Origin of the sequence: Neorhizobium vignae, assembly GCF_000732195.1 — a bacterium.
In the GTDB taxonomy this organism is placed as follows: domain Bacteria; phylum Pseudomonadota; class Alphaproteobacteria; order Rhizobiales; family Rhizobiaceae; genus Neorhizobium; species Neorhizobium vignae.
Genome location: NZ_JNNU01000006.1, coordinates 225,963 through 249,336 on the forward strand (window position 1 = coordinate 225,963; position 23,374 = coordinate 249,336).

The 23,374-nt window shown below is 63.1% G+C and carries 25 protein-coding genes; 12 read left to right on the forward strand and 13 right to left on the reverse strand.

From position 1 onward, the window contains the following. Nucleotides 1-14: 14 nt before the first annotated feature. On the reverse strand, nucleotides 15-656 hold the full coding sequence (locus GQ59_RS12210) for a LysE family translocator (RefSeq protein WP_037081508.1): 642 nt from the start codon (nucleotides 654-656) through the stop codon (nucleotides 15-17). A gap of 72 nt (nucleotides 657-728) precedes the next feature. Then, the gene (locus tag GQ59_RS12215) at nucleotides 729-1,586 is read right to left on the reverse strand and encodes an SDR family NAD(P)-dependent oxidoreductase (protein ID WP_037081511.1); all 858 of its coding nucleotides are present in this window, start codon (nucleotides 1,584-1,586) and stop codon (nucleotides 729-731) included. Between the two features lie 194 nt (nucleotides 1,587-1,780). Here GQ59_RS12215 and GQ59_RS12220 point away from each other — a divergent pair, with 194 nt between their 5' ends. Beyond that, a complete protein-coding gene (locus tag GQ59_RS12220) occupies nucleotides 1,781-3,004 on the forward strand; it encodes an argininosuccinate synthase (protein WP_037081514.1) in 1,224 nt (407 codons plus the stop codon). A gap of 55 nt (nucleotides 3,005-3,059) precedes the next feature. On the opposite strand, the gene GQ59_RS12225 is transcribed toward GQ59_RS12220, so the two are convergent. Together GQ59_RS12225 and GQ59_RS12230 are read right to left on the reverse strand one after the other, a co-directional pair. Beyond that, the gene (locus GQ59_RS12225; RefSeq protein ID WP_037081517.1) at nucleotides 3,060-4,235 is read right to left on the reverse strand and encodes a multidrug effflux MFS transporter; all 1,176 of its coding nucleotides are present in this window, start codon (nucleotides 4,233-4,235) and stop codon (nucleotides 3,060-3,062) included. 22 nt (nucleotides 4,236-4,257) lie between these two features. Beyond that, a complete protein-coding gene (locus GQ59_RS12230; RefSeq protein ID WP_432762582.1) occupies nucleotides 4,258-4,761 on the reverse strand; it encodes a MarR family winged helix-turn-helix transcriptional regulator in 504 nt (167 codons plus the stop codon). 115 nt (nucleotides 4,762-4,876) lie between these two features. On the opposite strand from GQ59_RS12230, the gene GQ59_RS12235 reads away from it, so the two are divergent. Next, a complete protein-coding gene (locus tag GQ59_RS12235) occupies nucleotides 4,877-5,518 on the forward strand; it encodes a LysE family translocator (protein ID WP_037081519.1) in 642 nt (213 codons plus the stop codon). Nucleotides 5,519-5,545: 27 nt separating this feature from the next. On the opposite strand, the gene GQ59_RS12240 is transcribed toward GQ59_RS12235, so the two are convergent. Next, nucleotides 5,546-6,001, reverse strand: a complete 456-nt coding sequence (locus GQ59_RS12240; protein ID WP_152564312.1) for a hypothetical protein — start codon at nucleotides 5,999-6,001, stop codon at nucleotides 5,546-5,548. Nucleotides 6,002-6,158: 157 nt separating this feature from the next. On the opposite strand from GQ59_RS12240, the gene GQ59_RS12245 reads away from it, so the two are divergent. The 4 genes from GQ59_RS12245 to ppa all read left to right on the forward strand — a co-directional run bounded on the left by GQ59_RS12245 (nucleotide 6,159) and on the right by ppa (nucleotide 11,803). Then, a complete protein-coding gene (locus tag GQ59_RS12245) occupies nucleotides 6,159-8,249 on the forward strand; it encodes a M3 family metallopeptidase (protein ID WP_037081525.1) in 2,091 nt (696 codons plus the stop codon). 339 nt (nucleotides 8,250-8,588) lie between these two features. Continuing rightward, nucleotides 8,589-10,412 carry a translational GTPase TypA gene (typA, locus tag GQ59_RS12250; protein ID WP_037081527.1) on the forward strand — a complete coding sequence of 608 codons (1,824 nt, stop codon included), beginning with the start codon at nucleotides 8,589-8,591 and terminating at the stop codon, nucleotides 10,410-10,412. A 203-nt stretch (nucleotides 10,413-10,615) separates the two neighbouring features. Next, entirely contained in the window at nucleotides 10,616-11,122 is a 507-nt protein-coding gene (locus GQ59_RS12255) for a GNAT family N-acetyltransferase (protein ID WP_037081530.1), read from the forward strand. Nucleotides 11,123-11,269: 147 nt separating this feature from the next. Beyond that, complete coding sequence (ppa, locus tag GQ59_RS12260; protein WP_037081533.1) at nucleotides 11,270-11,803, forward strand: inorganic diphosphatase; 534 nt, start codon at nucleotides 11,270-11,272, stop codon at nucleotides 11,801-11,803. A gap of 4 nt (nucleotides 11,804-11,807) precedes the next feature. Here ppa and GQ59_RS12265 read toward each other — a convergent pair whose 3' ends face one another. After that, nucleotides 11,808-12,122, reverse strand: a complete 315-nt coding sequence (locus GQ59_RS12265; protein WP_037081536.1) for a DUF167 domain-containing protein — start codon at nucleotides 12,120-12,122, stop codon at nucleotides 11,808-11,810. Further along, nucleotides 12,119-12,439, reverse strand: coding sequence for a YggT family protein (locus GQ59_RS12270; RefSeq protein ID WP_084683133.1), 321 nt, complete (start codon nucleotides 12,437-12,439; stop codon nucleotides 12,119-12,121). Before GQ59_RS12270 ends, GQ59_RS12265 begins: the two co-directional genes overlap by 4 nt. Before the next feature lie 111 nt (nucleotides 12,440-12,550). On the opposite strand from GQ59_RS12270, the gene GQ59_RS12275 reads away from it, so the two are divergent. Next, nucleotides 12,551-13,810 carry an MFS transporter gene (locus tag GQ59_RS12275; RefSeq protein WP_037081548.1) on the forward strand — a complete coding sequence of 420 codons (1,260 nt, stop codon included), beginning with the start codon at nucleotides 12,551-12,553 and terminating at the stop codon, nucleotides 13,808-13,810. Here GQ59_RS12275 and GQ59_RS12280 read toward each other — a convergent pair. The 6 genes from GQ59_RS12280 to hemC form a co-directional block, all read right to left on the reverse strand. Further along, on the reverse strand, nucleotides 13,798-14,565 hold the full coding sequence (locus tag GQ59_RS12280; protein ID WP_432762583.1) for a glutamine amidotransferase: 768 nt from the start codon (nucleotides 14,563-14,565) through the stop codon (nucleotides 13,798-13,800). The genes GQ59_RS12275 and GQ59_RS12280 overlap by 13 nt on opposite strands. A 13-nt stretch (nucleotides 14,566-14,578) precedes the next feature. Further along, on the reverse strand, nucleotides 14,579-15,058 hold the full coding sequence (locus tag GQ59_RS12285) for a tellurite resistance TerB family protein (protein WP_037081551.1): 480 nt from the start codon (nucleotides 15,056-15,058) through the stop codon (nucleotides 14,579-14,581). 22 nt (nucleotides 15,059-15,080) lie between these two features. Next, nucleotides 15,081-16,706: a heme biosynthesis protein HemY gene (locus GQ59_RS12290; protein WP_037081554.1), complete on the reverse strand. Its 1,626-nt coding sequence runs from the start codon at nucleotides 16,704-16,706 to the stop codon at nucleotides 15,081-15,083. A gap of 15 nt (nucleotides 16,707-16,721) precedes the next feature. Then, nucleotides 16,722-17,972, reverse strand: coding sequence for a COG4223 family protein (locus GQ59_RS12295; RefSeq protein ID WP_037081556.1), 1,251 nt, complete (start codon nucleotides 17,970-17,972; stop codon nucleotides 16,722-16,724). Between the two features lie 90 nt (nucleotides 17,973-18,062). Beyond that, nucleotides 18,063-18,773: a uroporphyrinogen-III synthase gene (locus tag GQ59_RS12300; protein ID WP_037081558.1), complete on the reverse strand. Its 711-nt coding sequence runs from the start codon at nucleotides 18,771-18,773 to the stop codon at nucleotides 18,063-18,065. 4 nt (nucleotides 18,774-18,777) lie between these two features. Then, nucleotides 18,778-19,707: a hydroxymethylbilane synthase gene (gene hemC / locus GQ59_RS12305; RefSeq protein ID WP_037081561.1), complete on the reverse strand. Its 930-nt coding sequence runs from the start codon at nucleotides 19,705-19,707 to the stop codon at nucleotides 18,778-18,780. A gap of 71 nt (nucleotides 19,708-19,778) precedes the next feature. Here hemC and tsaD point away from each other — a divergent pair, with 71 nt between their 5' ends. From tsaD to GQ59_RS12330, 5 genes are read left to right on the forward strand one after another with little or no spacing between them, the layout of a single operon-like run. Continuing rightward, the gene (gene tsaD / locus GQ59_RS12310; protein WP_037081564.1) at nucleotides 19,779-20,876 is read left to right on the forward strand and encodes a tRNA (adenosine(37)-N6)-threonylcarbamoyltransferase complex transferase subunit TsaD; all 1,098 of its coding nucleotides are present in this window, start codon (nucleotides 19,779-19,781) and stop codon (nucleotides 20,874-20,876) included. Next, the gene (locus tag GQ59_RS12315) at nucleotides 20,873-21,877 is read left to right on the forward strand and encodes an NAD(P)H-dependent glycerol-3-phosphate dehydrogenase (RefSeq protein WP_037081567.1); all 1,005 of its coding nucleotides are present in this window, start codon (nucleotides 20,873-20,875) and stop codon (nucleotides 21,875-21,877) included. The genes tsaD and GQ59_RS12315 overlap by 4 nt, the downstream gene beginning before the upstream one ends. A gap of 22 nt (nucleotides 21,878-21,899) precedes the next feature. Beyond that, complete coding sequence (locus GQ59_RS12320) at nucleotides 21,900-22,190, forward strand: YciI-like protein (protein ID WP_037081570.1); 291 nt, start codon at nucleotides 21,900-21,902, stop codon at nucleotides 22,188-22,190. An 8-nt stretch (nucleotides 22,191-22,198) separates the two neighbouring features. Beyond that, on the forward strand, nucleotides 22,199-22,639 hold the full coding sequence (locus GQ59_RS12325) for an EVE domain-containing protein (RefSeq protein WP_037081573.1): 441 nt from the start codon (nucleotides 22,199-22,201) through the stop codon (nucleotides 22,637-22,639). A gap of 7 nt (nucleotides 22,640-22,646) precedes the next feature. Then, on the forward strand, nucleotides 22,647-23,294 hold the full coding sequence (locus GQ59_RS12330) for a class I SAM-dependent methyltransferase (RefSeq protein WP_037081576.1): 648 nt from the start codon (nucleotides 22,647-22,649) through the stop codon (nucleotides 23,292-23,294). The last annotated feature ends 80 nt before the right edge of the window (nucleotides 23,295-23,374 follow it).

Sequence of the window (23,374 nt, forward strand, 5' to 3'; positions counted from 1 at the left end):
TGCCGGCCTTTTTGTCAGCGCGCCTGGGTGAAGAAGATCTTGGCCGCGAAGATCGAGAAGACGCCCGCGAACGTGTAGTCGAGGCCGCGCAGCACCTTCGGATTGGCCTGGAGCCAGCCCGAAAGCCAGTCGGCGGCCAGGACGACGATCAGGTTCACCGGCATGCCGATGACGATGAAATAGAAGCCGAGGAAGATCAGCTTGCCGGTGACATGCGGATCGCCGGCTGTCACGAACTGCGGCAGGAAGGTCATGAAGAAGATGATGACCTTCGGGTTCAGAATGTTGACCCAGAAGCCCGTCGAGATGTTGGCGAGCGGACTGCTTACGGTCTTTTCAACCTGCTCCACCGAAAAATTCGAGCCGAAGCGGATCGCCTGGATCGCCAGCCACAGGAGATAGGCTGCCCCGCCGGTCTTCAGGATGAAGAAGGCGGTCGGCGATGCGGTGATCAGCGCCGAGATGCCGAAGGCGACGAGCAGCGTGTGGCAGACGACGCCGAGGCTGGTGCCGAGCACCACGAACAGCGCCGGGCGCCGGCCCTGGCCGAGCGCGCGGCTGATCGACAGCGTCATGTCAGGCCCCGGCGTCAGCGCCAGAAGCAGGCCGGCGGCGGTGAAGGCAAGCAGGGTAGCAAGGCTCGGCAGGAATTCCATAAGTGCGCTCGAATGGCCGGGTAACGGATTGCACCATTTACCCGGCTTTAGACGCCGTCACAAATCAAACTATCAACGGCCGTTGATGAATTCCTTTGATGCATCGGCGAAATCCGGATGCCAGCGCGACAGTGGCGGACGGTTCTTGATGATGTCGCCGATCGCCCAAGCCATGCGGCGTTCGTCGGTTGCCCGGTCCACGTCGTTGTCAGGGCACAGGATGTAGAAGTCGCCGCGCTCAAGGCTGGTCAACATGAACTCGACCGTCTGTTCCGCCGTCCAGGCGCCGGCGGGTTTTTCGATGCGGTCGCCCTTGGTCAGGCTGGTAAACACGAAGCCGGGGATGAGGAGGTGGGCGGAGACCTGGCAGTTCGGCGTGTTGCGCAGCTCGTGCTGCAGCGCTTCGGTGAACGCCTTCACGCCGGCCTTGGCGACGTTGTAGGCGGGATTGCCGGGCGGGGTGGTGATGCCCTGCTTGGAGCCGGTATTGATGATCAGCGACGGTTCGCCATGGGCAATCATCGCCGGTCCGAACGTCCGCGTTCCGTTGATGACGCCGAGAAGGTTGACGGCAAAAACGCTGTCCCAGTTGACCTGCGGTCCGAATATCGAGCTTCCGGGGCTGATGCCGGCATTGTTCATCAGCACATGCACCCGGCCGAAACGCTGGATGACGGCGCGTTCCAGCGCCTCGATCTCGTCCGGCTTCGAGACATCCGTGCCGATGGCGGCGACATCCGCGTCGCCGTCCTCGGCAAGAGCCGCGACCTCGCCGGCTGCTTCCGCGAGCTTGTCGCCTTCGAGGTCGGCGAGGACGACCGAAAGGCCCATCCGGGCAAATTCCTTCGCGGTGGCGAGGCCGATGCCCGATGCGGCACCGGTAATCACGGCGACATTGTCCTTTTTCAGAGCGGGATGAGTGATGGTCATGGCAGATCTCCTCTAGGGCGCTGCTGTTCAAAGGTCGGGCGGGATATGGAACCCATACCCAAGCCTGTCAACGTGACAGTGCAGTTACAGTTTGCCCGGTTTTTCTTGCGTGCCTCAAGAAACTCGCTAAAAGTGCCGCAATTCCTGACAGAGCGGTGTTTGCCGCTTCCACCCGCAGACGGACGTAAATCGATATGGCACTCCCGAAAGACGTAAAGAAGGTCGTTCTCGCCTATTCCGGCGGTCTCGACACCTCGATCATCCTGAAATGGCTGCAGACCGAACTCGGCGCGGAGGTGGTGACCTTCACCGCCGATCTCGGCCAGGGCGAGGAACTGGAGCCGGCCCGCAAGAAGGCCGAGATGCTCGGTATCAAGGAGATCTATATCGAGGACGTGCGCGAGGAATTCGTGCGCGATTTCGTCTTCCCGATGTTCCGCGCCAATGCCGTCTACGAAGGCGTCTACCTGCTCGGCACCTCGATCGCCCGTCCGCTGATCTCCAAGCACCTGATCGAGATCGCCAGGAAGACCGGCGCCGATGCGATCGCGCACGGTGCGACCGGCAAGGGCAACGACCAGGTCCGCTTCGAGCTTTCGGCCTATGCGCTGAACCCCGATATCAAGGTCATCGCGCCGTGGCGCGACTGGGCTTTCAAGAGCCGCACCGATCTTTTGAAGTTCGCCGAGGAAAACCAGATCCCGGTTGCCAAGGACAAGATGGGCGAAGCGCCGTTCTCCGTCGATGCCAACCTGCTGCACTCGTCCTCCGAGGGCAAGGTTCTGGAAGACCCGGCCGTCGAGGCTCCCGAATACGTGCACATGCGCACGATTTCCCCGGAAGCTGCTCCCGACAAAGCGACCACGATCAAGGTCGGCTTCAAAAAAGGTGACGCGGTCTCCATCAATGGCGTCGCCATGTCGCCGGCGACCCTGCTTGCCGCGCTCAACACTTACGGCCGCGACAACGGTATCGGCCGTCTTGACCTCGTCGAGAACCGTTATGTCGGCATGAAGTCGCGCGGCGTCTACGAGACCCCCGGCGGCACGATCCTGCTGGCCGCCCACCGCGCGATCGAGAGCATCACGCTGGACCGCGGTGCCGCCCATCTCAAGGATGACATCATGCCGCGTTACGCGGAGCTCATCTATTACGGCTTCTGGTTCTCGCCGGAGCGCGAAATGCTGCAGGCGCTGATCGACAAGAGCCAGGAGCATGTGGAAGGCGAAGTGACGCTGAAGCTCTACAAGGGCAATGTCATGGTCATCGGCCGTGAGAGCGAAAAGTCGCTCTATTCCGACAAGTTGGTCACCTTCGAGGACGACCAGGGCGCCTACGACCAGAAGGATGCGGCGGGCTTCATCAAGCTCAATGCGCTGCGCCTGCGCACGCTCGCCAAGCGCAATCTGGGCAAATAATTCCCCATAACCCGATCAGCGAAACCCGCCTGCCCGAAAAGGGAGGCGGGTTTTTTCATGCCCTGCGGCTGGCGATCCGGAAACCGATGTAACCGAGCACGGCGATCAGGTGCATGGCGGGAATGACGATGCCGAACGCCGGCAGCGGCGAGCCGATCCAGGCAGAGGCGACGCCGCCGACGAAACCGGCGCCCATCTGGATGAAGCCCATCATCGCCGATGCGGACCCGGCAATATGCGGGAAGGGGATGAGGCCCGCCGCGGTCATGTAGGGTGACACGAAGGCGATCCCGAAGGCGCACATGGCAACCGGCACCATGACCGACAGAAAGGACGGCGACAGGTAGTGGACCGAAAGGGCCATGACGACGCCGCCGCTGCCGCTGAAGATCAGCCCGATCAGCGGTGCGCGTTCCGCCGGCAACCATCTCGATATGACGCGCAGGCAGACCGAGCCCATCAGGAAGAAGCCGGATTGCATCAGCATGCTCATGCCGAACTGGGTCGGCGTCAGCCCAACCTTCTCGATCAGGATGAACGGCAACACGGCCGCCTGGGCATACATGGAGCCCACGGCGCCGGCGAGAACGACCGCGGTGAACAGGAAGCGCGGCAAGGCGACGATTTCCACATAGGCCTGGACGAGCCGCAGCGGCTTCAGCCGGCTGCGATCCGGCACGGTCGTCTCCTTGAGGCAGACGGTGGAGAGAAAAACGAGCAGGGCACCGAAGCCGACCATCAGCAGGAATACCGATCGCCAGCCGAAGGCGGCGAGCGCAAGGCCGCCGATCGTCGGACCGAGGGACGGTCCGATCGCCAGGATGATGCCCATCGTGTTGATGATCCGCGCCGCGTCGCCGCCGTTGAACTGGTCTCGCACGATGGCGCGCGACACGGTGATGCCGACCGAAGCGCCGATACCCTGGATGAGGCGGCCGGCGAGCACCCATTCGACCGTCGGAGCAAATGCCGCAAGCAGAGAACCGGCAAGATAGATGAGGAGGAAGCTCAGCGAGGCAGTCTTGCGGCCGAAGGCATCGGACACGGGGCCGGCGACCAGCTGCGCCAGCGCAAAGCCCGCGAAATAGAGCGACAGTGACATCTTGATCGCTGCTTCCGTGGTGTCGAAAGCACGCACCAGTTCCGGCATCGCCGGCGTGTAGATCGCCATGGAAATCGGCCCGATCGCCGTCAGGAGGGCGCCGATGATCGTGGTTCGGCGCTCGCTCATCCGAGCGGGGATAGGCGGCACGTTATCGGCTTTCATCAGGTACGGTCTGCAGTGCGGCGGCAGGGACGGCGGCCTGCAGGTTGGCGTTGAACAGGGCCAGCGCCTCGCGCAGGATCCGGTTGTTTTCCTCGCTGAGGCCTTCGGTCGCCTGGGCGAGAATGCCGTTCAACTCGTTGCGGATCGAACCGATCATCTCGCTGGAAGTCTCCGTGAGATTGATCCGCTTTGCACGCCGGTCGGCGGAGCATTGCTGCCTTTCGACCAGTCCAAGCGCCTCCAGCTTGTCGAGATAGGCGCAGAGCGTCATCGGCTCGACACCCATGCGGGCGGCAATGTCGAGCTGGCGGCTGCCGTCGAGAGCCGCGATGTTGATCAGGGCGCGAGCTTCCCCGGGCGTCAATCCCAGGCCTGCCTGGGCGATGCGGCGCTCGAAGGCCGCACGCAGCAGTCGGGCACTGTCGACGATCAGGAACCCCAGAATGTCCATATGCTTTGCCGCACCCTTCGCGCCGTCGTCGGATTTCATAAGGCACCCTTACTATCTTTCGGGTGCGAGGCAAACGGAAAAGCGGAGACTCCGGTTGCATTGACACCGGTAAAACCGGAGGCGAGATTGTCGCAACCTTCCGACGGAGACCATCATGTCATCATCGCTGCTTGCCGGCGCCTTTTTCGCGGCGCTTGCCTATACGCTCATTCCCGGGCCGGCATTCCTGGCCCTGCTCGGCATCGGTGCTGGACAGGGAAGACAGGCCGGCGCCTTTTTCATGGGCGGCCATCTGGCGGGGGACATCCTGTGGTCCGGACTGGCGCTGGTGGCGATCATCGGCGCCAAAACGGTCGGCACCACCCTCTTCGACATACTCGGGGTTTTCTGCGGGCTCTATCTCGGCTGGATCGGCTGGAGCGCATTGCGGGCGAAACCGAAGGAGAATGGCGGCGCGCTGATGATGGTCGAAAAACCGCTGCGGCGCGGGCTGATCTTCGGCCTGACGAACCCCAAGGGATATCCGGTGGCGCTGGCGACGTTCACGGCGCTGCTTGCGAGTTCAGCCGATGCACTGGATTTCGGCGCGCTGCCGCTTCTTCTCGCCGTGTCGCTGATCGGGTTCCTGACGGCCGATCTGGTCCTGATCGGGATTATCGGCGCCGGCGTGGTGCGGCGGTTCTATCGGAAACACGAGAGGGTGATCGTCCGGCTCTCCGGCCTGCTGTTCATCGGTTTTGCGGTGCAGGCGCTCTGGCACTCGGCACCGGGCCTGTTCGGCTACCGGCGGGCCTGAAGCTGGGATGCGGCTAAGCCTGGCCGATCAGATTTCGATGAAAGCCATGACCGCGCGAAGCACGTTGGCGCGGGACGTATCGCCAAGCGACATGGCGATTTCGAGCTGATTGCGGTAAAAATCGTGGAAATTGAAGCCGGTTTCGTCGGTAACCTGCGACAGGTCCATCAGCTGTCCCTGAGCATCGACGGCATGTGTTGGAAGTTCTTCGGACAGCGTTATGTATGTGTCCTGGTCGATCTTGCCGGCCTGATAGTTTTCAAGCGCGAGCGCGCGCAGATCGCGCGGGGTGATCGCCGAAAAATCAATCGGCGATTCATCCGCGTCGGGCACCTGAAAGGTGATCTGGCTCTGCCGACTTCCATGCTCGGAAGATTTCTCGACCTTGTTGTTTCGAGAATGGTCTCTTTGCAGTAAGTTGGTAGACCAGCGCAAGGAACTGATTTCCATGGCTATATCCTGTTTCATCGGATACTGGGCCAAAAATACCTTTGAATACTGCACTGCGTCAAATGGTTAATAACCGTTAATTATTGTGTATGATTTCTTGCTGAAAAAACGAAAATGGAGGCGCGCATACCCATTCCCGCCGGCTTCTCCTATATGAATGGCGAAGCATCGTTATGAAGGATATATATTCATGTCTTCTAATCTTCTGGTGAACCCCGCTCTGGTGGACTGGAACGGTCATCACGGCCTGCCGCGCTTCGATCAGGTGAAGGACGAGGACTTCGCTCCCGGCTTCGACGCAGCGCTTGCCGACCACGAAGCGGAGATCGATGCGATCGCCAACAATCGGGAAGAGCCGACCTTTACCAACACGGTCGTCGCCCTGGAGACCGCAGGCGACGCCCTGTCGCGCGTTTCGGCGCTGTTCTGGGGTAAGGCCGGCGCCCATACCAACGAGAATATTCAGGCGCTTGAGCGCGAGATCGCGCCAAAAATGTCCCGCCATTATTCGAAGATCGGCATGAATGCGGCGCTGTTTGCCCGCATCGACACGCTCTGGGAGAATCGCAAGGAACTGGGCCTCACGCTTGAGGAAGAGCGGGTGCTCGAGCGTCACTGGAAGGGCTTCGTCAAGTCCGGTGCCAAGCTCGCCAAGGCGGAGCAGGAGCGGCTGGCCGATATCAACGAGAAGCTTGCCGGGCTCGGCGCCCAGTTCGGCCAGAACGTGCTGGGCGACGAGAAGAGCTGGTCGCTGAAATTGTCCGACGAGGCCGAACTCGGCGGTCTGCCGGCGTTCCTGCGCGATGCCATGGCATCCGCGGCCCGCGAACGCGGCGAGGCGGACGGATATATGGTGACGCTGTCGCGCTCGATCATCGAGCCGTTCCTCACCTTCTCGACCCGCCGGGACCTGCGCGAACAGGCTTTCAGAGCCTGGGCGGCGCGCGGACAAAACGGCGGGGAAACCGACAATCTCGGCCTCGTGCGCGAGACGCTGGCGCTGCGGGCGGAAAAAGCAAAACTGCTCGGATACGAGAATTTTGCCGCCTACAAGCTCGATAATACGATGGCGAAGACGGCCGATGCGGTGAATACGCTGCTCCGCCAGGTCTGGGACAAGGCGCGCACCAAGGCGCTGGAGGAAGAGGCGAGCCTCGGCGGCCTGATCGCCGAGGAGGGCAAGAACCACGAGGTCATGCCGTGGGACTGGCGTTATTATGCCGAAAAGCTGCGGCAGCGGACCTTCGATTTCTCCGAAACGGAGCTGAAGCCCTATCTGCAGCTCGAAAAGATCATCGAGGCCTGCTTCGATGTCGCCGAGCGCCTATTCGGCATCAAGGCGGTCGAGGTGAAGGGTGTTTCGGCCTACCATCCGGATGTGCGGGTGTTCGAAATCCGTGGCAGGGACGGTTCGCTGAAGGCGCTGTTCCTCGGCGACTATTTCGCCCGGTCCTCGAAGCGCTCCGGCGCCTGGATGAATTCCCTCCAGTCGCAGCATAAGCTGCCGCTGAAGAATGGTGCGCAAGGCGAACTGCCGATCATCTACAATGTCTGCAATTTCGCCAAGCCCGCGGAAGGCAAGCCGGCCTTGTTGTCGATCGACGACGCCCGCACCCTGTTCCACGAGTTCGGCCACGCGCTGCACGGCATGCTGTCGGATGTCACTTATCCGTCGGTCTCCGGCACCGGCGTGTCACGCGATTTCGTCGAGCTGCCGTCGCAACTTTACGAGCACTGGCTGACCGTGCCGGAAATTCTCGAGAAATATGCCGTGCATTACGAAACCGGCAAGCCGATGCCGAAGGCGCTGCTCGACAAGGTGCTGGCGGCCCGCACCTTCAACGCCGGCTTCACGACGGTGGAATTCACCTCCTCGGCGCTGGTGGACATGGCGTTTCATACCCGCGGAGCGGTGGAAGATCCGATGGCGGTGCAGAAGGAAGTGCTCGACGAGATCGGCATGCCGGCCTCGATCGTCATGCGCCACGCGACGCCGCATTTCCAGCACGTGTTCTCGGGCGACGGCTATTCGGCGGGCTACTATTCCTACATGTGGTCGGAAGTGCTCGATGCGGACGCCTTCTCCGCCTTCGAGGAAACCGGCAACGCCTTCGATCCGGTCATGGCGCGCAAGCTCAAGAACAACATCTATTCCGTCGGGGGCTCGATCGATCCGGAAGAGACCTACAAGGCCTTCCGCGGAAAGTTGCCGGACCCGAAGGCGATGCTGAAGAAAAAGGGCCTCGCGATGGTCGAGGAACTTTCCGGCAGCGACGCCTGAGCGGTTCCGATCCCGGTCTTGCGGGATGAGACAGGACCGAAGATTTGCCAATCATCGGCCTGTCATGCGGCGGCCGTAAAACCGTAGCGCCAGATCGCAACACCGATCTGGCGGCAGCCGCGCAGGGGTCAATCTGGCCCGGCGTGGCCATGGCCTTCATTGCAATCGTGGCCACCACCTTCTTGCCGCCCTCTTGAGGCGCAGCGGGCTGGTGGCGAAACAGCCATCAACCATCATCGCGCTCACCCCTTTCGCAAATGCGAAAAACAGGGTATGAGGCCGCAAAACGAATTGGGTGCCGCCTCCCGTTGCCGCGCCAAGAGCTCAGAGATTCAAAACATGAAAATGCGAAATATCGCGATCATCGCACACGTCGACCATGGGAAGACCACTCTTGTCGACGAACTCCTGAAGCAGTCCGGCTCGTTCCGTGACAACCAGCGCACCACCGAGCGCATGATGGACAGCAACGATCTCGAAAAAGAACGTGGCATCACCATCCTCGCCAAGGCGACCTCGATCGAGTGGAAGGGCGTTCGCGTCAACATCGTCGATACGCCCGGCCACGCCGACTTCGGCGGCGAAGTAGAGCGCATTCTCTCGATGGTGGACGGCGCGATCGTTCTCGTCGACTCGTCCGAGGGCCCGATGCCGCAGACCAAGTTCGTGGTCGGCAAGGCGCTGAAGGTCGGCCTTCGCCCGATCGTCGCGATCAACAAGATCGACCGCCCGGACGGCCGCCACGAAGAAGTCATCAACGAAGTCTTCGACCTGTTCGCCAATCTCGACGCCACCGACGAACAGCTCGATTTCCCGATCCTCTACGGTTCCGGTCGCGATGGCTGGATGAACGTCAATCCGGAAGGTCCGAAGGATCAGGGTCTCGCCCCGCTTCTCGACCTCGTCCTGAAGCACGTTCCCGAGCCGAGCGTCGGTGAAGAAGACGGCGCGTTCCGCATGATCGGCACGCTGCTCGAAGCCAACCCCTTCCTCGGCCGCATCATCACCGGCCGTATCCATTCCGGTTCGATCAAGCCGAACCAGGCCGTCAAGGTGCTCTCCCAGGACGGAAAGACGGTCGAGACCGGCCGTATCTCCAAGATCCTCGCCTTCCGTGGCATCGAGCGTACGCCGATCGACGAAGCGCATGCGGGCGATATCGTCGCGATCGCCGGCCTCTCCAAGGGCACGGTCGCCGACACGTTCTGCGATCCGTCCGTCACCGAGGCGCTGCATGCACAGCCGATCGACCCGCCGACCGTTACCATGTCCTTCCTCGTCAACGACTCGCCGCTTGCCGGCACCGAGGGCGACAAGGTCACGAGCCGCGTCATCCGCGACCGCCTGTTCAAGGAAGCCGAAGGCAATGTCGCGCTGAAGATCGAAGAAGCCGAAGGCAAGGATTCGTTCTACGTTTCCGGCCGTGGCGAATTGCAGCTCGCGGTTCTCATCGAAACCATGCGCCGCGAAGGCTTCGAGCTTGCCGTGTCGCGTCCGCGCGTCGTCATGCACAAGTCCGAGGACGGCACGCTGATGGAGCCGATCGAGGAAGTCGTCATCGACGTCGATGAAGAACATTCCGGCGTCGTCGTGCAGAAGATGTCCGAGCGCAAGGCCGAAATGGCCGAGCTGCGTCCGTCCGGCGGCAGCCGCGTCCGCCTGGTATTCTTCGCGCCGACCCGCGGCCTGATCGGCTACCAGTCGGAACTTCTGACCGATACCCGCGGCACAGCGATCATGAACCGCCTGTTCCACGACTATCAGCCCTACAAGGGGGAGATCGGCGGCCGCACCAACGGCGTGCTTCTGTCCAACCAGGCCGGCGAAGCCGTCGCCTATGCGATGTTCAACCTGGAAGATCGCGGCCCGATGATCATCGAGCCGGGCGAAAAGGTCTATATGGGCATGATCATCGGCATTCACAGCCGAGACAACGACCTTGAGGTCAATGTCCTCAAGGGCAAGCAGCTGACCAACATCCGTTCTGCCGGCAAGGACGAAGCCGTTCGTCTGACCCCGCCCATCCGCATGACGCTCGACCGCGCCCTGTCCTGGATTCAGGACGACGAGCTGATGGAAGTGACGCCGAAGAACATCCGGCTGCGCAAGACCTATCTCGACGCCAACGACCGCAAGCGCTTCGGCAAGGCGAAGATCGCCTGATTTCGACAGCATGCTCTGAGCCTTTCAAAAACCCGGCAGAAATGCCGGGTTTTTTCTGTGCCTGAGACCCGTCCGGCCTTGTCGCAAAGGTTAAAAACACGTTAACGTTGCCTCGTTGTCCACATGAGAAGTCTGTGGGCAATCCGCTGTACCCACATTGGTGGAATGGCGGATTGTCCGCATCAGGGCCTAGAGTAAACGTTATGAAAACGTTATCGATCGATGTCCGGCGGGCCGAACCGCAAGACGCTCGCGCCATTTCCGAGGCGCACCGCCAGGCATGGACCCAGGCCTATGCGGGCCTCATTCCCCACAAGCCGCTGACCCAGATGCTGGAGCGCCGGGGCGAGGCATGGTGGCGCAAGGCGACCCGCGGTCCCGCCACCCTGCTGGTGCTCGATGTCGCCGATCAGGTCGCCGGTTACGCCACGATTGGCCTGAACCGGGCCCGTGCCCTGCCTTATGACGGCGAGGTCTACGAAATCTATCTGCGTCCGGAATTCCAGGGGATCGGCCTTGGCCGCCGTCTGTTCGGCGAAAGCCGTCGGCTCCTGAAGTCGCTGGGCTGCGAAGGTCTCGTCGTCTGGTGCCTGGAGGACAGCGAGCATGCGGCGCGTTTCTTCCGTCGGCATGGCGGCGTGGATCTTGCCGAGGGCATGGAAGATTTCGGCGGCACGCAGCTTCGCAAGATCGGTTTCGTGTGGTCCTGAACGGGCAGAGTTCAACGTCCTGAATCTGAACGCTTTCTCATGTTGCGGTGCGCATTGCTGTTCAACATTGGTATCAAAGCCTTGTTGCCTTGCAGCATGATTCCCGCTATCGACGCTTAACTTTGTCGAACCTCATCGGGGACCAGAATGCGTATCGATGCAATTTCCGTTGGCAAGAATCCGCCTGAAGACGTCAACGTCATCGTTGAAGTGCCGGTCGGCGGCCAGCCGATCAAGTACGAAATGGACAAGGAAGCCGGCGCTCTCGTCGTCGACCGCTTCCTCTACACGCCGATGACCTATCCCGGCAATTACGGTTTCGTACCGCACACGCTTTCGGAAGACGGCGACCCGATCGACGTCCTCATCTGCAACACCCGTCCGCTGGTTCCTGGCTGCGTCATCAACGTGCGCCCGATCGGCGTGATGATCATGGAAGATGATGGCGGCAAGGACGAGAAGATCATCGCCGTGCCGGTTCCGAAGCTGACCCAGCGCTACGACAAGATCAAGAACTACACCGACATGCCCGAGATCACGCTGAAGCAGATCGAGCACTTCTTCGAGCACTACAAGGATCTGGAGCCCGGCAAATGGGTGAAGATCGGCGGCTGGCAGAATGTCGACGTGGCAAAGACGCTGATCATCGAAGCCATCGAGCGCTACAAGGCCCAGAAGTAAGCCGTCAGGCCTTCAGGACCTTTTTCAATCTCTCTTCCAAATCCTCCGGGTCGCCATCGATCCGGAGGATTTTTTTGCGCGCGGTTTCGCCCGAGATGATCGAAATGGAGGATTTGGGCAGGCGGAACGTATCGGCCAGCAGCAGGATCAGCGCCTTGTTGGCCTTGCCGTCTTCCGGCACGGCGGTGACGCGTGCCTTCAGGAACACCTCGCCATCGGCGGCGGTCTCCATGCCCTCGACAGCATTGCGGCCCGAATTCGGGGTCAGCCGGATTGCGAGCCGCAGATGGTCGGAATGCCTGCTATAGGCGCCGCTCACGCAACCAGCGGGTAGATCGACGTCCACATCAGCGAGCGAATGAAGAAGATGATCAGGAGCAGGATGACCGGGGAGATATCGATGCCGCCGAGGTCCGGCATGATGCGACGGATGGGACGCAGCGCCGGCTCGGTGACGGCGAAGAGGAAACGGCCGATCGCATCGACGAACTGGTTTCTCGAATTGATGACGTTGAAGGCATAGAGCCACGAGAAGATGGCGCTGGCAATCAGCACCCAGGTATAGAGGTTCAAGGCCAAATCGATGGTCTGAAACAGGGCGAGCATTAACGTCTCCATTTCGTTGTTGACAGACATGTAGACATTGGCGAACTAACGGGCAAGTGCCGCGCCCGCGCCTCATCCGATTCATGTTTAACGGGCGATGGGCGTCTTGCCGGCTTCCGGTTCCGCTGAAAGTGCTGCCTCATGTCCATTTCTGCCTCGGGCGATCGTTTCGCCGCCTTTCGGCACGCATCCTATACTCGTTTCTTCTTTTCCCGACTTTTCGCGGCCTTTGCGATACAGATCATCAGCGTCGCGGTCGGCTGGCAGATGTACGACGAGACCAGCAATCCGCTCTATCTCGGCCTGATCGGGCTTTTCCAGTTCCTGCCGTCGCTGCTCCTGATCCTCGTCACCGGTTCGGTCGCCGACCGCTATAACCGACGCGCGATCGTGGCGATCTGCATGGTGGTCGGCGCGCTCTGCGCCGGCGCCCTCCTGGTGCTCACCGTCACGCATTCCTTTTCGCCCTGGCCGGTCTTCGGCATCCTGATCGTGTTCGGGATCGAGCGCGCCTTCATGGGGCCGGCGGTCCAGTCGCTCGGGCCGAACCTGGTTCCGGAACAGGACCTGCCGAACGCGGTCGCCTGGAATTCCTCGTCCTGGCAGACGGCGGCGATCGTCGGCCCGGTGGCCGGTGGCCTGCTCTACGGCGTCAGTGCGGTTGCCGCCTATTCGATCGCTTTTGCCTTTCTCATCCTGGCGGCCGTGCTGGTCTTCATGATCCCGAAACCTCCGCAGCGAAATGCTGCCGAGAAGGTGAGCTGGGGCCAGATCCTGGCCGGTTTCCACTTCATCTCGCGGGAAAAGATCGTGCTCGGAGCGATCTCGCTCGATCTCTTCGCGGTCCTGCTTGGGGGCGCGGTGGCGCTGATGCCGATCTTTGCGCGTGACATTCTCGAACTCGGCCCCTGGGGCCTCGGCATGCTGCGGGCAGCACCGGGCGTCGGGGCGATCATCGTCGCGATCTACCTCGCCTTCTATCCGATCCGCCACCATGCCGGTCTGGCAATGTTCATCGGCGTCGGGCTGTTCGGCGTCGGCACGCTGATCTTCGGCCTTTCGGCGACGCCCTGGCTGTCGATCTCGGCGCTGATGCTGATGGGAGCGTCCGACATGATCTCGGTCTATGTGCGCGAGACGCTGATCGCGCTGTGGACGCCGGACGAGGTGCGCGGCCGGGTCAACGCGGTCAACATGGTGTTCGTCGGTGCATCCAACGAGCTCGGGGAATTCCGCGCAGGCACGATGGCCTCGATCTTCGGCGCCGTACCGGCCGTGGTGATCGGCGGTGTCGGCACGCTGGGCGTCGCGATCATCTGGGCGATGGGCTTCCCGAAGCTGCGCAGGATCGACAGTCTCGATGCGCCGGACCGGGAAGAGAGATCGGTTCAGCCGGCCTGAAGCGCCGGCTGTCGGCCGTGTCTCATCTGTCCGCCGTCCGCCTGCGGCTCGAAGACGAGATCGAGGAAATTCCAGAGCCATTCCTTGAGCGGCGCGTCGAAGATCATCCGGCCCTCAAGATGATCGCGGCCGGCCTGTGCATTCGGCATGGTGAAACGCTCGGCGCCATGCACGACCCAGCGCTGCATCATGGCCCGTGTCAGTTCCGCATGGAATTGCAGGCCCCAGGCATTGTCGCCGTAGCGGATCGCCTGGTTCGGATAGGCATCGCCTTCGGCAAGCAGCTGCACGCCGCGCGGGGTGTCGAAGCCTTCCCGGTGGAAGTGATAGACCATTTTCGGCCATTTCATCAGCAGCCGGCCGTGTTCGGTGGCGCGTAGCGGATACCAGCCGATTTCAGTGAGGCCGTTTTTCTCCGCGGCGACCGTGCCGCCGAGATGGCGCACCATCATCTGCGCGCCGAGGCAGATGCCGAGATAGGGCTTGTTCTCCCTCAGTGGAACGCCGATCCAGTCGATCTCCGTCTTGACGAACGGATCCGGATCGTTGGCGCTCATCGGCCCGCCGAAGATCACCGCGCCGGAATGATCGGCCATGGTGCCCGGCAGCGGATCGCCGAGCACGGGGCGGCGGATATCGAGAGGGAAACCCTTGTCGGACAGCATCTGGCCGACGCGCCCAGGCGACGAGCGCTCCTGGTGCAGCACGATCAGCACGGGAAGTTTTCGGGTATGACGGGAGGGAAACATCAGCATTTCAACAACGTCCTCAGTCTCCTCCCTCATCTCCTCCGGTTGCACGGGCGGCGGCCTGCTGGCGCTCCAGAACCCTGTCGCGCGCCGAGACGCCTAGAAGATCGGCGATCCTCCAGATCACGTGATCCTCGATCTCGCTGCGCTGACCGTCGGCATAGACGATATCCCAGAGGATGCCGAGAAGCTCGACGCGGTCTTCTTCGTTGACGAGATGTTTTCTAAGATCGGAAGTGAAGCGGTAATAGTCAACCGCCTCGCTGCCGGCCTGGTGGCCGACCTCGATCAACGCCTTCAAGCGATCCTCGCTCAAGTCGTAACGTTCGCGCAGCAGGTCGCGAAACTTCTGCTGTTCCTGATCGGAGATGTTGCCGTCCGCCTCCATGACCTGGAAACAGAGTGCGACAAAGGCCACCCGTGGATCATCGGGCGCAAATTCTTCCGTGTGGTGGGATCCGGTCAGCGTCTGGAGGAAGGCCTGAATGCGATCTAACATCTATCTCCAGGCCCTCGTCATTCTAGAATAGCCGGAGCCTCGTTGCGGGCTGCCCGGCATCGGGATCTTTCACACCCGGATCATCCGGTGGACGGCCAAAAAAGGGAACGGCCTCCTCCTCATTTTCAGGGGATTTTCCGCCCTTCGCGGTCACATTCGCCGGGGCTGGTGTTTTTGCTGCAACAGCTAACTCCTTCGGAAGGGGCTTTGCCTCCTGCGCGGCCGGCTTGACCTCGACGAGAATGGGCTTGGGAGCCTCTTCCGTCACTGTGTCGGCCTTCACCTCGCTGACGGTGACGGGCGGCAGGCTGGCGATCGCGGTATCGGCCGCGAGCGAACCTTCCTCGACCGGGCCTTCGAGCTGGTCGAACGGCGCCTTCCATTCGAAGGCATCGAGCCGGCCGGTCACCGGGGACAGCGGTAGCCACTTTTCCGAGACGAAGCCGTCTGCTACCCAAGCTGGATCGCGGGGGGCGCGGAGCGCCTGCGCCATCCAGTGACGGACGCGGCCCTGGTCGCCGGTTTCGGCTTCCTCGATATCGGCGAGCAGCAGGTAGACGGCCTCGCGCGGCTGCATGCGGGCGGCGGCTTCCGCCTTGGCACGTGCCTTCTTGAACTGCTGGGCATCGAGCGCGGCCTGGGCGACGGCCAGCAGCGATTCGATATTGTTGGGGCGCATCGCCTCTAGCTTCTCGGCGCGTTTCAGGCGGTCGATGGTGCTGTCGCCGCTGCGGGCGCGGATATAGGCGCCAGCGATTTCCGGATGCGGCCCGAGCTTCCAGACACCTTCGAGGGTGGATGCGGCCTTTCGGACATTGTCCTCGCGCAGCCAGGCCTTGGCGGCGATGACGGCGGCGGGCACCAGGTCCTTGGCGAGCTTCAGGGCCGTCATGGCATCGTCGCGGGCGCCCTTCGGATCGCCTTCCAGCCGGTCGTTTGCCTTGGCGGTCAGGAGCACAGCCTTCCAGCGTTCGGCCTGCGGCTTCTCAAGAATATTGGCCATGCGCTGCTGGTCGAGTAGGCGGATCGCATCGTCCCAGCGGCCGGACTGGCTGCGGGATTCGAGCGTCGCCTGGGCGGCCCAGGGCAGGTAGGGCGCGTGTTCGACGGCCTTTTCGGCATATTGGCGGGCGGCCTCGTTGGCGCCGAGCCGGCGGGCTTCCATGTATAGGCCGCGCAGGCCGAGCTCGCGGGTTTCCGGATCCTCGGCCATCTGCTCGAATTTCTTGCGCGCTTCGTCGTGCTTGCCTTCGATGAGGGCGGCCTGGGCTTCGAGAAGATGGATCAGCGGCTCCTGGTCGGCGCTGATCAGGCCGCGGGTGCGAAGGCTCATCTTGCGGGCGAGCAGCGCATTGCCGGCACCGGCGGCGATCAGGCCGGTCGACAGCGCCTGGTAGCCACGGTCCCGCTTGCGGGCGCGAAAATAGCGGCGGACGGAATAGGGCGAGGTCCAGATCACCCCGACGATCCACCAGAGGAGCATCGCGGCGCCGATCAGCGCGACCATGGCGGTGGCGGCCACCATCAGGCTTGTTTCGATCAGGTGGTCCTGCCAGGTGATGGAAATCAGGCCGGGGCGATCCGCAAGCCAGGAGAACCCCCAGCCGAGAGCCAGCACCACAACGAGAAAAATGAAAAGTCTGACCATCCGGTTCTTCCGTCCTCAGCCTTGGGTGCCGGCGACGGCGCGCGACAGCGTTCCGCCCACGAGATTTTCCACCTGAATGCGGGCATCGAGCTTCTGCTTGAAATCGCGCGAGACGGCCTTTGCCGGTTCCGGCAGCGCGTCCCATTCGCGGGCGGAGGCCTGGAGATCGCCGTTGCGCAGCGCATTCTCCATGCGGGCGACAATCGCATCCGGTGTTTCGCCCTGGACATCGCCGACGCGCCGGACCTTGACGACCGACAGTGCGGAAGAAAGCAGCCGGCCGGCGATGCCCTCGTTAGGGTCCGCCTGGACGGTCGCTTCCAGCATCGCATCGGCGATGCGGGGGAAGTCGCGCTGCAGCTCGGCCCGGGCGGGCACACCTGCGGAGGCAAGTTTCTGCAGGTCGGCGACCGCCGGGTCATCGCCGGCGACAGTCTTGAAGGTCTGCAGTTCGGTCTCGAACGGGCCGCCGCGATCGATGCCGGCCTTGAGGGCTGCGGCTGCCACCGCACGGGCGACCTGCTGTTCCGGGCCGCGATCGTTCAGCTTGGCTTCGGCCTGGTCCAGGCGCTGGGCGAGGCTGGAATCGGCGCCTGCGACCGACTGGACGGTGGCGCGGAGCCGGTCGAGATCGGCCTTCAGCGCGGCAAGCGCCTGCTCGCTTGCGCCATTCGGTGTCCGGGGGGCTGCCTCAAGGGCGGCGACGCGGCTGGCGAGTGCGGCATCCGGGGCGACCGCGGTTGCAGGCCGGTTTCTCAGGGCAGCGATTTCCTGGCGCAGTTCGGCGATCTCGGAGGAGAGACCGGCGGTATTCGGGGCCGCCGGCGCGGGCCTGGCAGCCGGGAGGTAACCGGCATATTGCATGCTGCCGGCCAGCAGAAGCGCGACCAGGCCGCCGAAAATGCCGGCGGCGATCAGCGTCGAGGTGGCGGGGCTTGGGCGCAGGGGTGCCGCAGGCGTCGGCTCCGGTTCAGGCGCCACGGTCGCAGGCTGCGGCTCGCTCTGGGCGGCGGCAGACCAGGGGTCGTCATAACGCGGCTCGCCTGCGGCCGAAGCGCTGGATGCCGGCTCTTCCGCGGGCTCGGGCTTGGCCGGTTCTTCGGCGCTTGCAGAAACGTCCTCGGTGGGTTCGGTCGCGCTCACCACATCATCAGTGTCATTGCTGCGAACGGGCTCGGCGACGACATCCGATTGCTCGGCGGTCAGGTCGATCGTGACCGGCTCCTTGTCTGTCTTGGATCGGCGGGGTGGTTGTTCCGGTACCATCTCGACCTCTTTTTGCATGCGCTCACAGGAAACTAGTGGGTGGGTCGTCGGAAAGAAAGGGGCGGGCGGGATTTTGGCGCCACCCCTCTACTAAAGGAGTGCGAAAATCCCGTCCTCGTCAGGGTGGCTGGCGATCTTGATATTTCTATGGAATTCCCGCGGAATGATTTCGGCCACATTGTCGCTGAGGCAAACGAACTGCAGAGACGCAAGTTCCGTCAGGTGCGGTGCAGCGAAATCGCAGAACAGCCGGGCGTTTTCGCGCGAATAGAGAAGCACCACATCCGCGGGCGGATCGAGCAGGACGCTACGGAGGAAAACCTCATCGTAGGCTATGGGTGTCATCTCATAGACTTCGGCCGTCACGAACGGGACATCATTCGTCCGCAGCCCGTCCTCGAATTTCGGTGAGCGCGGCTTGCCGGCGAGATAGAGGAAAGGGGCATCGAAAGTCGATGCATAGCTGGCAATGAGTTCGGCGAGTTCGGCCCCCGTTCCGGCGCCGGGGCGAATATTCCGGAACCCGGACTCTTCGGCCGCCTTCGCCGTCGTTCCTCCGACGGCGTAGAGGGTTTGGCCGAGATAGGGGGTGAGGCGCTCGCCCAGCAAGGACAGCACCCGGACGGCTTCGCCGCTGGTGACGGCGAGCGCGGCATGCGGAACGGCGAGTGCCGCCTCGGCAGCGTCCGGATGATGGATGGCCTTGGTCAGCGGCAGCAGGACGGGCTGATGGCCGAGATCCTGCAGCCGTTCGGCGGTGCGCCGGGCCGAGTTTTCGGGGCGGGTGACGACGACCCGCATGGCTTTACGACCAGCCTTCGAAGAAATCGGTCCCGGCCGCCGCGCGGACCGCTTCACCCGCCTGCCGCCCGAGCTTTTCAGCGTTTACGCGTTTACCTTCGGTCTCGATCGAATGTTCCCTGCGGCCATCCGGCGTCAGGATCAGGCCCGAGAATTTCAGATGGTCGCCCTCGCAGATGGCGTAGCCGCCGATCGGGGTGCGGCAGGAACCGTCGAGCGCTGCCAGGAAGGCACGTTCGCAGGAGACGGCGTCATAGGTCGGACGGTCGTTGATCGGGTCGAGCAGCGCATCGATGCGGGCATCGCCGATGCGGCTTTCGACGCAGATCGCGCCCTGCGCCGGTGCTGGCGGGAAGTCGGTCGGGTCGAGCAATTCGGTGACCACGTCCTGCTTGGCAAGGCGCTTGAGGCCGGCATAGGCGAGCAGGGTCGCGTCCACCTGGCCTTCGTTCAGTTTGCGCAGCCGCGTTTCGACCAGGCCGCGGAAGGTGATGACGTTGATATCCGGCCGGATGCGGCGGATCAGCGCCTGGCGGCGCAGCGACGAGGAGCCGACGGTGGCGCCGTCCGGAAGGGCGGCTAGCGTATGGGCCGTGCGGCCGATGAAGGCATCGCGGAAATCCTCGCGCGGCAGGTAGGCCGCGAGGCGCAGGCCGTCGGGGAGTTTGGTCGGCATGTCTTTCGAGGAATGCACGGCGAAATCGAGGTCGCCGGAAAGCAGTCCCTCTTCGAGTTCCTGGGTGAACAGGCCCTTGCCGCCGAGTTCCGAAAGCGACCGGTCGGTGATGCGGTCGCCTGTGGTCGACAGCACGACGATCTCGAACATCTCCTCCGGCAGACCATGCGCCGTCATCAGCCGTGCGCGCGTTTCGGAAGCCTGTGCGAGCGCCAGCGGGCTGCCGCGCGTGCCGATCCGGAAAGGTTTTGTTTGCATCCGCGTCATTCCATTGTTACCGGAGGCTTTCGTAGACCGGTTTATCCGGCATCGCAATTATCGATAGGCGTATGGCGACCTTTCTTCGCATCCTCGGCATTGAAACTAGCTGCGACGAGACGGCGGCTTCCGTCGTCGCGCGCCATGAGGATGGCCGCGGCGAAATCCTCTCCGACATCGTGCTCTCCCAGCTCGACGAACACAGCGCCTATGGCGGCGTCGTGCCGGAGATCGCAGCGCGTGCGCATGTCGAGGCGCTGGACGGGCTCATCGAGGAGGCGCTGACCCGCGCCAACGTTTCGCTCGACGAGATCGATGCGGTGGCGGCGACTTCCGGCCCCGGCCTGATTGGCGGTCTGATCGTCGGGCTGATGACGGCCAAGGCGATCGCACGGGCTGCCGGCAAGCCGCTGATGGCGATCAACCACCTCGAAGGCCACGCGCTGACGGCGCGGCTGACCGACGGGCTTTCCTTTCCCTACCTGATGCTGCTCGTGTCCGGCGGCCATACCCAGCTCGTTCTGGTGCGCAGCGTCGGCGAATACGAGCGCTGGGGCACGACGATCGACGATGCGCTCGGCGAGGCCTTCGACAAGACGGCGAAACTGCTGGGGCTTCCCTATCCCGGCGGACCGGCGGTCGAGAAGGCGGCGCTGAAGGGCAATCCGGACCGGTTCTCGCTGCCGCGGCCGCTGGTCGGCGAGACGCGGCTCGATTTCTCCTTTTCCGGTCTCAAGACGGCGGTGCGCCAGGCGGCGACCGAGATCGCACCGCTCTCCGAGCAGGACGTCGCCGATATCTGCGCTTCGTTCCAGAAGGCGATTTCGCGGACGCTGCGCGACCGCATCGGCCGCGGCCTGGCGCGCTTCAAGCAGGAGTTCGCGCATCTCGATGTCGACCGGGCGCTGGTCGTCGCGGGTGGCGTTGCCGCCAACCAGGAAATCCGCCGGACGTTGCAGGCGCTGTGCATCGAAAACGGTTTCCGCTTCATCGCGCCGCCGCTCAGGCTCTGCACCGACAATGCGGCGATGATCGCCTGGGCGGGGCTCGAGCGGATGGCGGAGGACATGCCGACGGACGGAATGGACGTGGCGCCGCGCTCGCGCTGGCCGCTCGACAAGGACGCCAAGACCCTGCTCGGGTCCGGCAAGCGAGGAGCCAAGGCATGAGTGCTCGGGAACGGATTGTCGTTATTGGTGCCGGTGCCTTCGGTACGGCGCTTGCCGCTGTTATCTCGCTGGAAGGCCGGCATCCGGTGACCCTGATCGGCCGCGATCCCTCGCTGATGAGCGATCTGCGCGATGACCGGGTGCACGATGCGGCCCTTCCCGGTGTGCCGTTGCCGGATGCGTTGGAGTTCTCGGCCGAGCCGGATGCGATCGGCGAGGCGAGCTTCGTGCTGTTCGCCATGCCTTCGCAGGCGCAGGCGGATGCGGCGCGGCATTACGGTCCCTATCTGGCCAAGGGTGCCGTGGTCGTCACCTGCGCCAAGGGTATCGACAAGTCTTCCGGCCGGTTGCTGACCGAGGTGCTGGAGGCTGAATTGCCGCATCACCCGGTCGCCGTGCTGTCCGGGCCGGGGTTCGCGGCGGATATCGCCCGCGGCCTGCCGACGGCGATGGCGATTGCGGCGGACGATCATGCGCTGGCGGAGCGGCTTGCCAATGCGCTTTCCGGCCGCACCTTTCGCCTTTATGCCTCGACCGATCGGATCGGCGTGCAACTCGGCGGGGCGTTGAAGAACGTGCTGGCGATCGCCTGCGGCATCATCGAAGGTGCCGGCCTTGGCGAATCGGCGCGGGCGGCGCTGATTTCCCGCGGCTTGGCGGAAATGTCGCGGCTGATCGAGGCGATGGGCGGCAAGGCGGACACGGTGCGGGGCCTGTCGGGCCTCGGTGACCTGGTGCTGACCGGCACCAGCCATCAATCACGCAACCTGCGCTTCGGCATTGCGCTCGGCCAAACTGGCGGGAGTTGGGGCGACCCCGCGGAAGCGGTGGGCGGACCGCTGGTCGAGGGGGCTTTTGCGGCCTCCGTCGCCGCGCGTCTCGGTGAAAAATTCGCCGTCGAACTGCCGGTCACCCATGCGGTGGCCGACATCATCGACGGCAAGCTCGATATCATGACGGCCATGGAACAGCTGATGACCCGGCCGATCACCACCGAATAAGATCATCCTCAAGGAGAGACTGATGCTGTTTGCGTTTCTGTGCACCGACAAGCCCGGCCATCTGAACGTGCGGATGGAAACCCGCCCGACCCATGTGGAGCACCTGAACAAGCTTAATGCCGAGGGGGTTCTGAAGTTCGCCGGTCCGTTCCTTGACGATGACGGCAAGCCGAACGGCAGCCTCGTGGTCGTCGACGCCGCCGACATGGCCGCTGCCCGCACGATCGCCGAGGCCGATCCCTATTATATGGCCGGCCTGTTCGAGAAGGTCGAAGTGAAGGCCTGGAACTGGGTCTTCAACAAGCCGGAGTGAGGCGACAGATGGCGTACTGGCTTTACAAATCCGAACCGTCGGCCTGGTCCTGGGAACAGCAGAAGGCGGCGGGGGAAAAAGGCACCGAATGGACCGGCGTGCGAAACTACCTGGCGCGCAACAACATGCGGGCCATGAAGATCGGCGACAAGGGTTTCTTCTACCACTCGAATGACGGGCTGGAGATCGTCGGCATCGTCGAGGTCTGCGCGCTGTCGCATCCCGATTCGACGGCACAAGGCGATCCGAAGTGGGATTGCGTCGATATCCGCGCCGTGACCGACATGCCGACGCCGGTGACGCTGAAGGATATCAAGGCAAACCCGAAGTTCGAGAAGATGTCGCTTGTCACCTCGATGCGGCTTTCCGTACAGCCGGTGACCGACGAGGAGTATTTCGAGATCTGCCGTCTCGGCGGCCTCGATAACCCTCCCAAATCTCCCACTTGATCCCGCCTTGAAGACCGATCCGCAGGCTTTCATTCTCGAAAACACCGATCTCATGCGCCCGCCGCATGTGCCGGAAATCGTGCTGCATCTGGCGACGGAAGCGCACGATCTCTGGCTGAAGACCGAAGAGGATCTGGAAAAGATCGGCCTGCCGCCGCCCTTCTGGGCATTTGCCTGGGCGGGTGGGCAAGGCTTGGCGCGCCATATTCTCGATCATCCGGAAACGGTAGCCGGCAAACGGGTTCTGGACTTCGCCAGCGGGTCCGGGCTGGTGGCGATCGCGGCGAAGCTCGCCGGTGCCTCGGATGTGCTGGCGGCGGATATCGATCCGTGGGCTGCGAGCGCTATTGCGCTGAATGCTACGGAGAACGGGGTGGTAATCCGCTCCACTGCCGACGACCAGATCGGCAGGGCGATCGAAGCGGATGTCATCCTTGCCGGCGATGTCTTCTACGACCGGGAGTTTGCGGCCGCCTTGATCCCATGGTTCACGCGCCTTGCGGGTGACGGGAAGCTGGTCCTGATCGGCGATCCCGGCCGCAGCTACCTTCCGAAAGACAGACTGGAGCAACTCGCCGTCTATCAGGTTCCGGTCACCCGGGCGCTGGAGGACAGCGAGGTGAAGAAGACGACGGTCTGGCGGTTTGCCCGATAAGTTGGCGGTCTCGCCAATCGTTGCCGCGGCAGCGATGGGGCCGAGCGGAGAAGAGGATCTGACCAGCCTCACCGCACGGT

Excerpts from the sequence above, each read along its gene's own strand:
- GQ59_RS12210 (WP_037081508.1), bottom strand. The coding sequence starts at position 656 with ATGGAATTCCTGCCGAGCCTTGCTACCCTGCTTGCCTTCACCGCCGCC.
- GQ59_RS12215 (WP_037081511.1), bottom strand. The coding sequence starts at position 1,586 with ATGACCATCACTCATCCCGCTCTGAAAAAGGACAATGTCGCCGTGATT.
- GQ59_RS12220 (WP_037081514.1), top strand. The coding sequence starts at position 1,781 with ATGGCACTCCCGAAAGACGTAAAGAAGGTCGTTCTCGCCTATTCCGGC.
- GQ59_RS12225 (WP_037081517.1), bottom strand. The coding sequence starts at position 4,235 with ATGAGCGAGCGCCGAACCACGATCATCGGCGCCCTCCTGACGGCGATC.
- GQ59_RS12230 (WP_432762582.1), bottom strand. The coding sequence starts at position 4,761 with ATGAAATCCGACGACGGCGCGAAGGGTGCGGCAAAGCATATGGACATT.
- GQ59_RS12235 (WP_037081519.1), top strand. The coding sequence starts at position 4,877 with ATGTCATCATCGCTGCTTGCCGGCGCCTTTTTCGCGGCGCTTGCCTAT.
- GQ59_RS12245 (WP_037081525.1), top strand. The coding sequence starts at position 6,159 with ATGTCTTCTAATCTTCTGGTGAACCCCGCTCTGGTGGACTGGAACGGT.
- typA (WP_037081527.1), top strand. The coding sequence starts at position 8,589 with ATGAAAATGCGAAATATCGCGATCATCGCACACGTCGACCATGGGAAG.
- GQ59_RS12255 (WP_037081530.1), top strand. The coding sequence starts at position 10,616 with ATGAAAACGTTATCGATCGATGTCCGGCGGGCCGAACCGCAAGACGCT.
- ppa (WP_037081533.1), top strand. The coding sequence starts at position 11,270 with ATGCGTATCGATGCAATTTCCGTTGGCAAGAATCCGCCTGAAGACGTC.
- GQ59_RS12270 (WP_084683133.1), bottom strand. The coding sequence starts at position 12,439 with ATGTCTGTCAACAACGAAATGGAGACGTTAATGCTCGCCCTGTTTCAG.
- GQ59_RS12275 (WP_037081548.1), top strand. The coding sequence starts at position 12,551 with ATGTCCATTTCTGCCTCGGGCGATCGTTTCGCCGCCTTTCGGCACGCA.
- GQ59_RS12280 (WP_432762583.1), bottom strand. The coding sequence starts at position 14,565 with ATGCTGATGTTTCCCTCCCGTCATACCCGAAAACTTCCCGTGCTGATC.
- GQ59_RS12285 (WP_037081551.1), bottom strand. The coding sequence starts at position 15,058 with ATGTTAGATCGCATTCAGGCCTTCCTCCAGACGCTGACCGGATCCCAC.
- GQ59_RS12290 (WP_037081554.1), bottom strand. The coding sequence starts at position 16,706 with ATGGTCAGACTTTTCATTTTTCTCGTTGTGGTGCTGGCTCTCGGCTGG.
- GQ59_RS12295 (WP_037081556.1), bottom strand. The coding sequence starts at position 17,972 with ATGGTACCGGAACAACCACCCCGCCGATCCAAGACAGACAAGGAGCCG.
- GQ59_RS12300 (WP_037081558.1), bottom strand. The coding sequence starts at position 18,773 with ATGCGGGTCGTCGTCACCCGCCCCGAAAACTCGGCCCGGCGCACCGCC.
- hemC (WP_037081561.1), bottom strand. The coding sequence starts at position 19,707 with ATGCAAACAAAACCTTTCCGGATCGGCACGCGCGGCAGCCCGCTGGCG.
- tsaD (WP_037081564.1), top strand. The coding sequence starts at position 19,779 with ATGGCGACCTTTCTTCGCATCCTCGGCATTGAAACTAGCTGCGACGAG.
- GQ59_RS12315 (WP_037081567.1), top strand. The coding sequence starts at position 20,873 with ATGAGTGCTCGGGAACGGATTGTCGTTATTGGTGCCGGTGCCTTCGGT.
- GQ59_RS12320 (WP_037081570.1), top strand. The coding sequence starts at position 21,900 with ATGCTGTTTGCGTTTCTGTGCACCGACAAGCCCGGCCATCTGAACGTG.
- GQ59_RS12325 (WP_037081573.1), top strand. The coding sequence starts at position 22,199 with ATGGCGTACTGGCTTTACAAATCCGAACCGTCGGCCTGGTCCTGGGAA.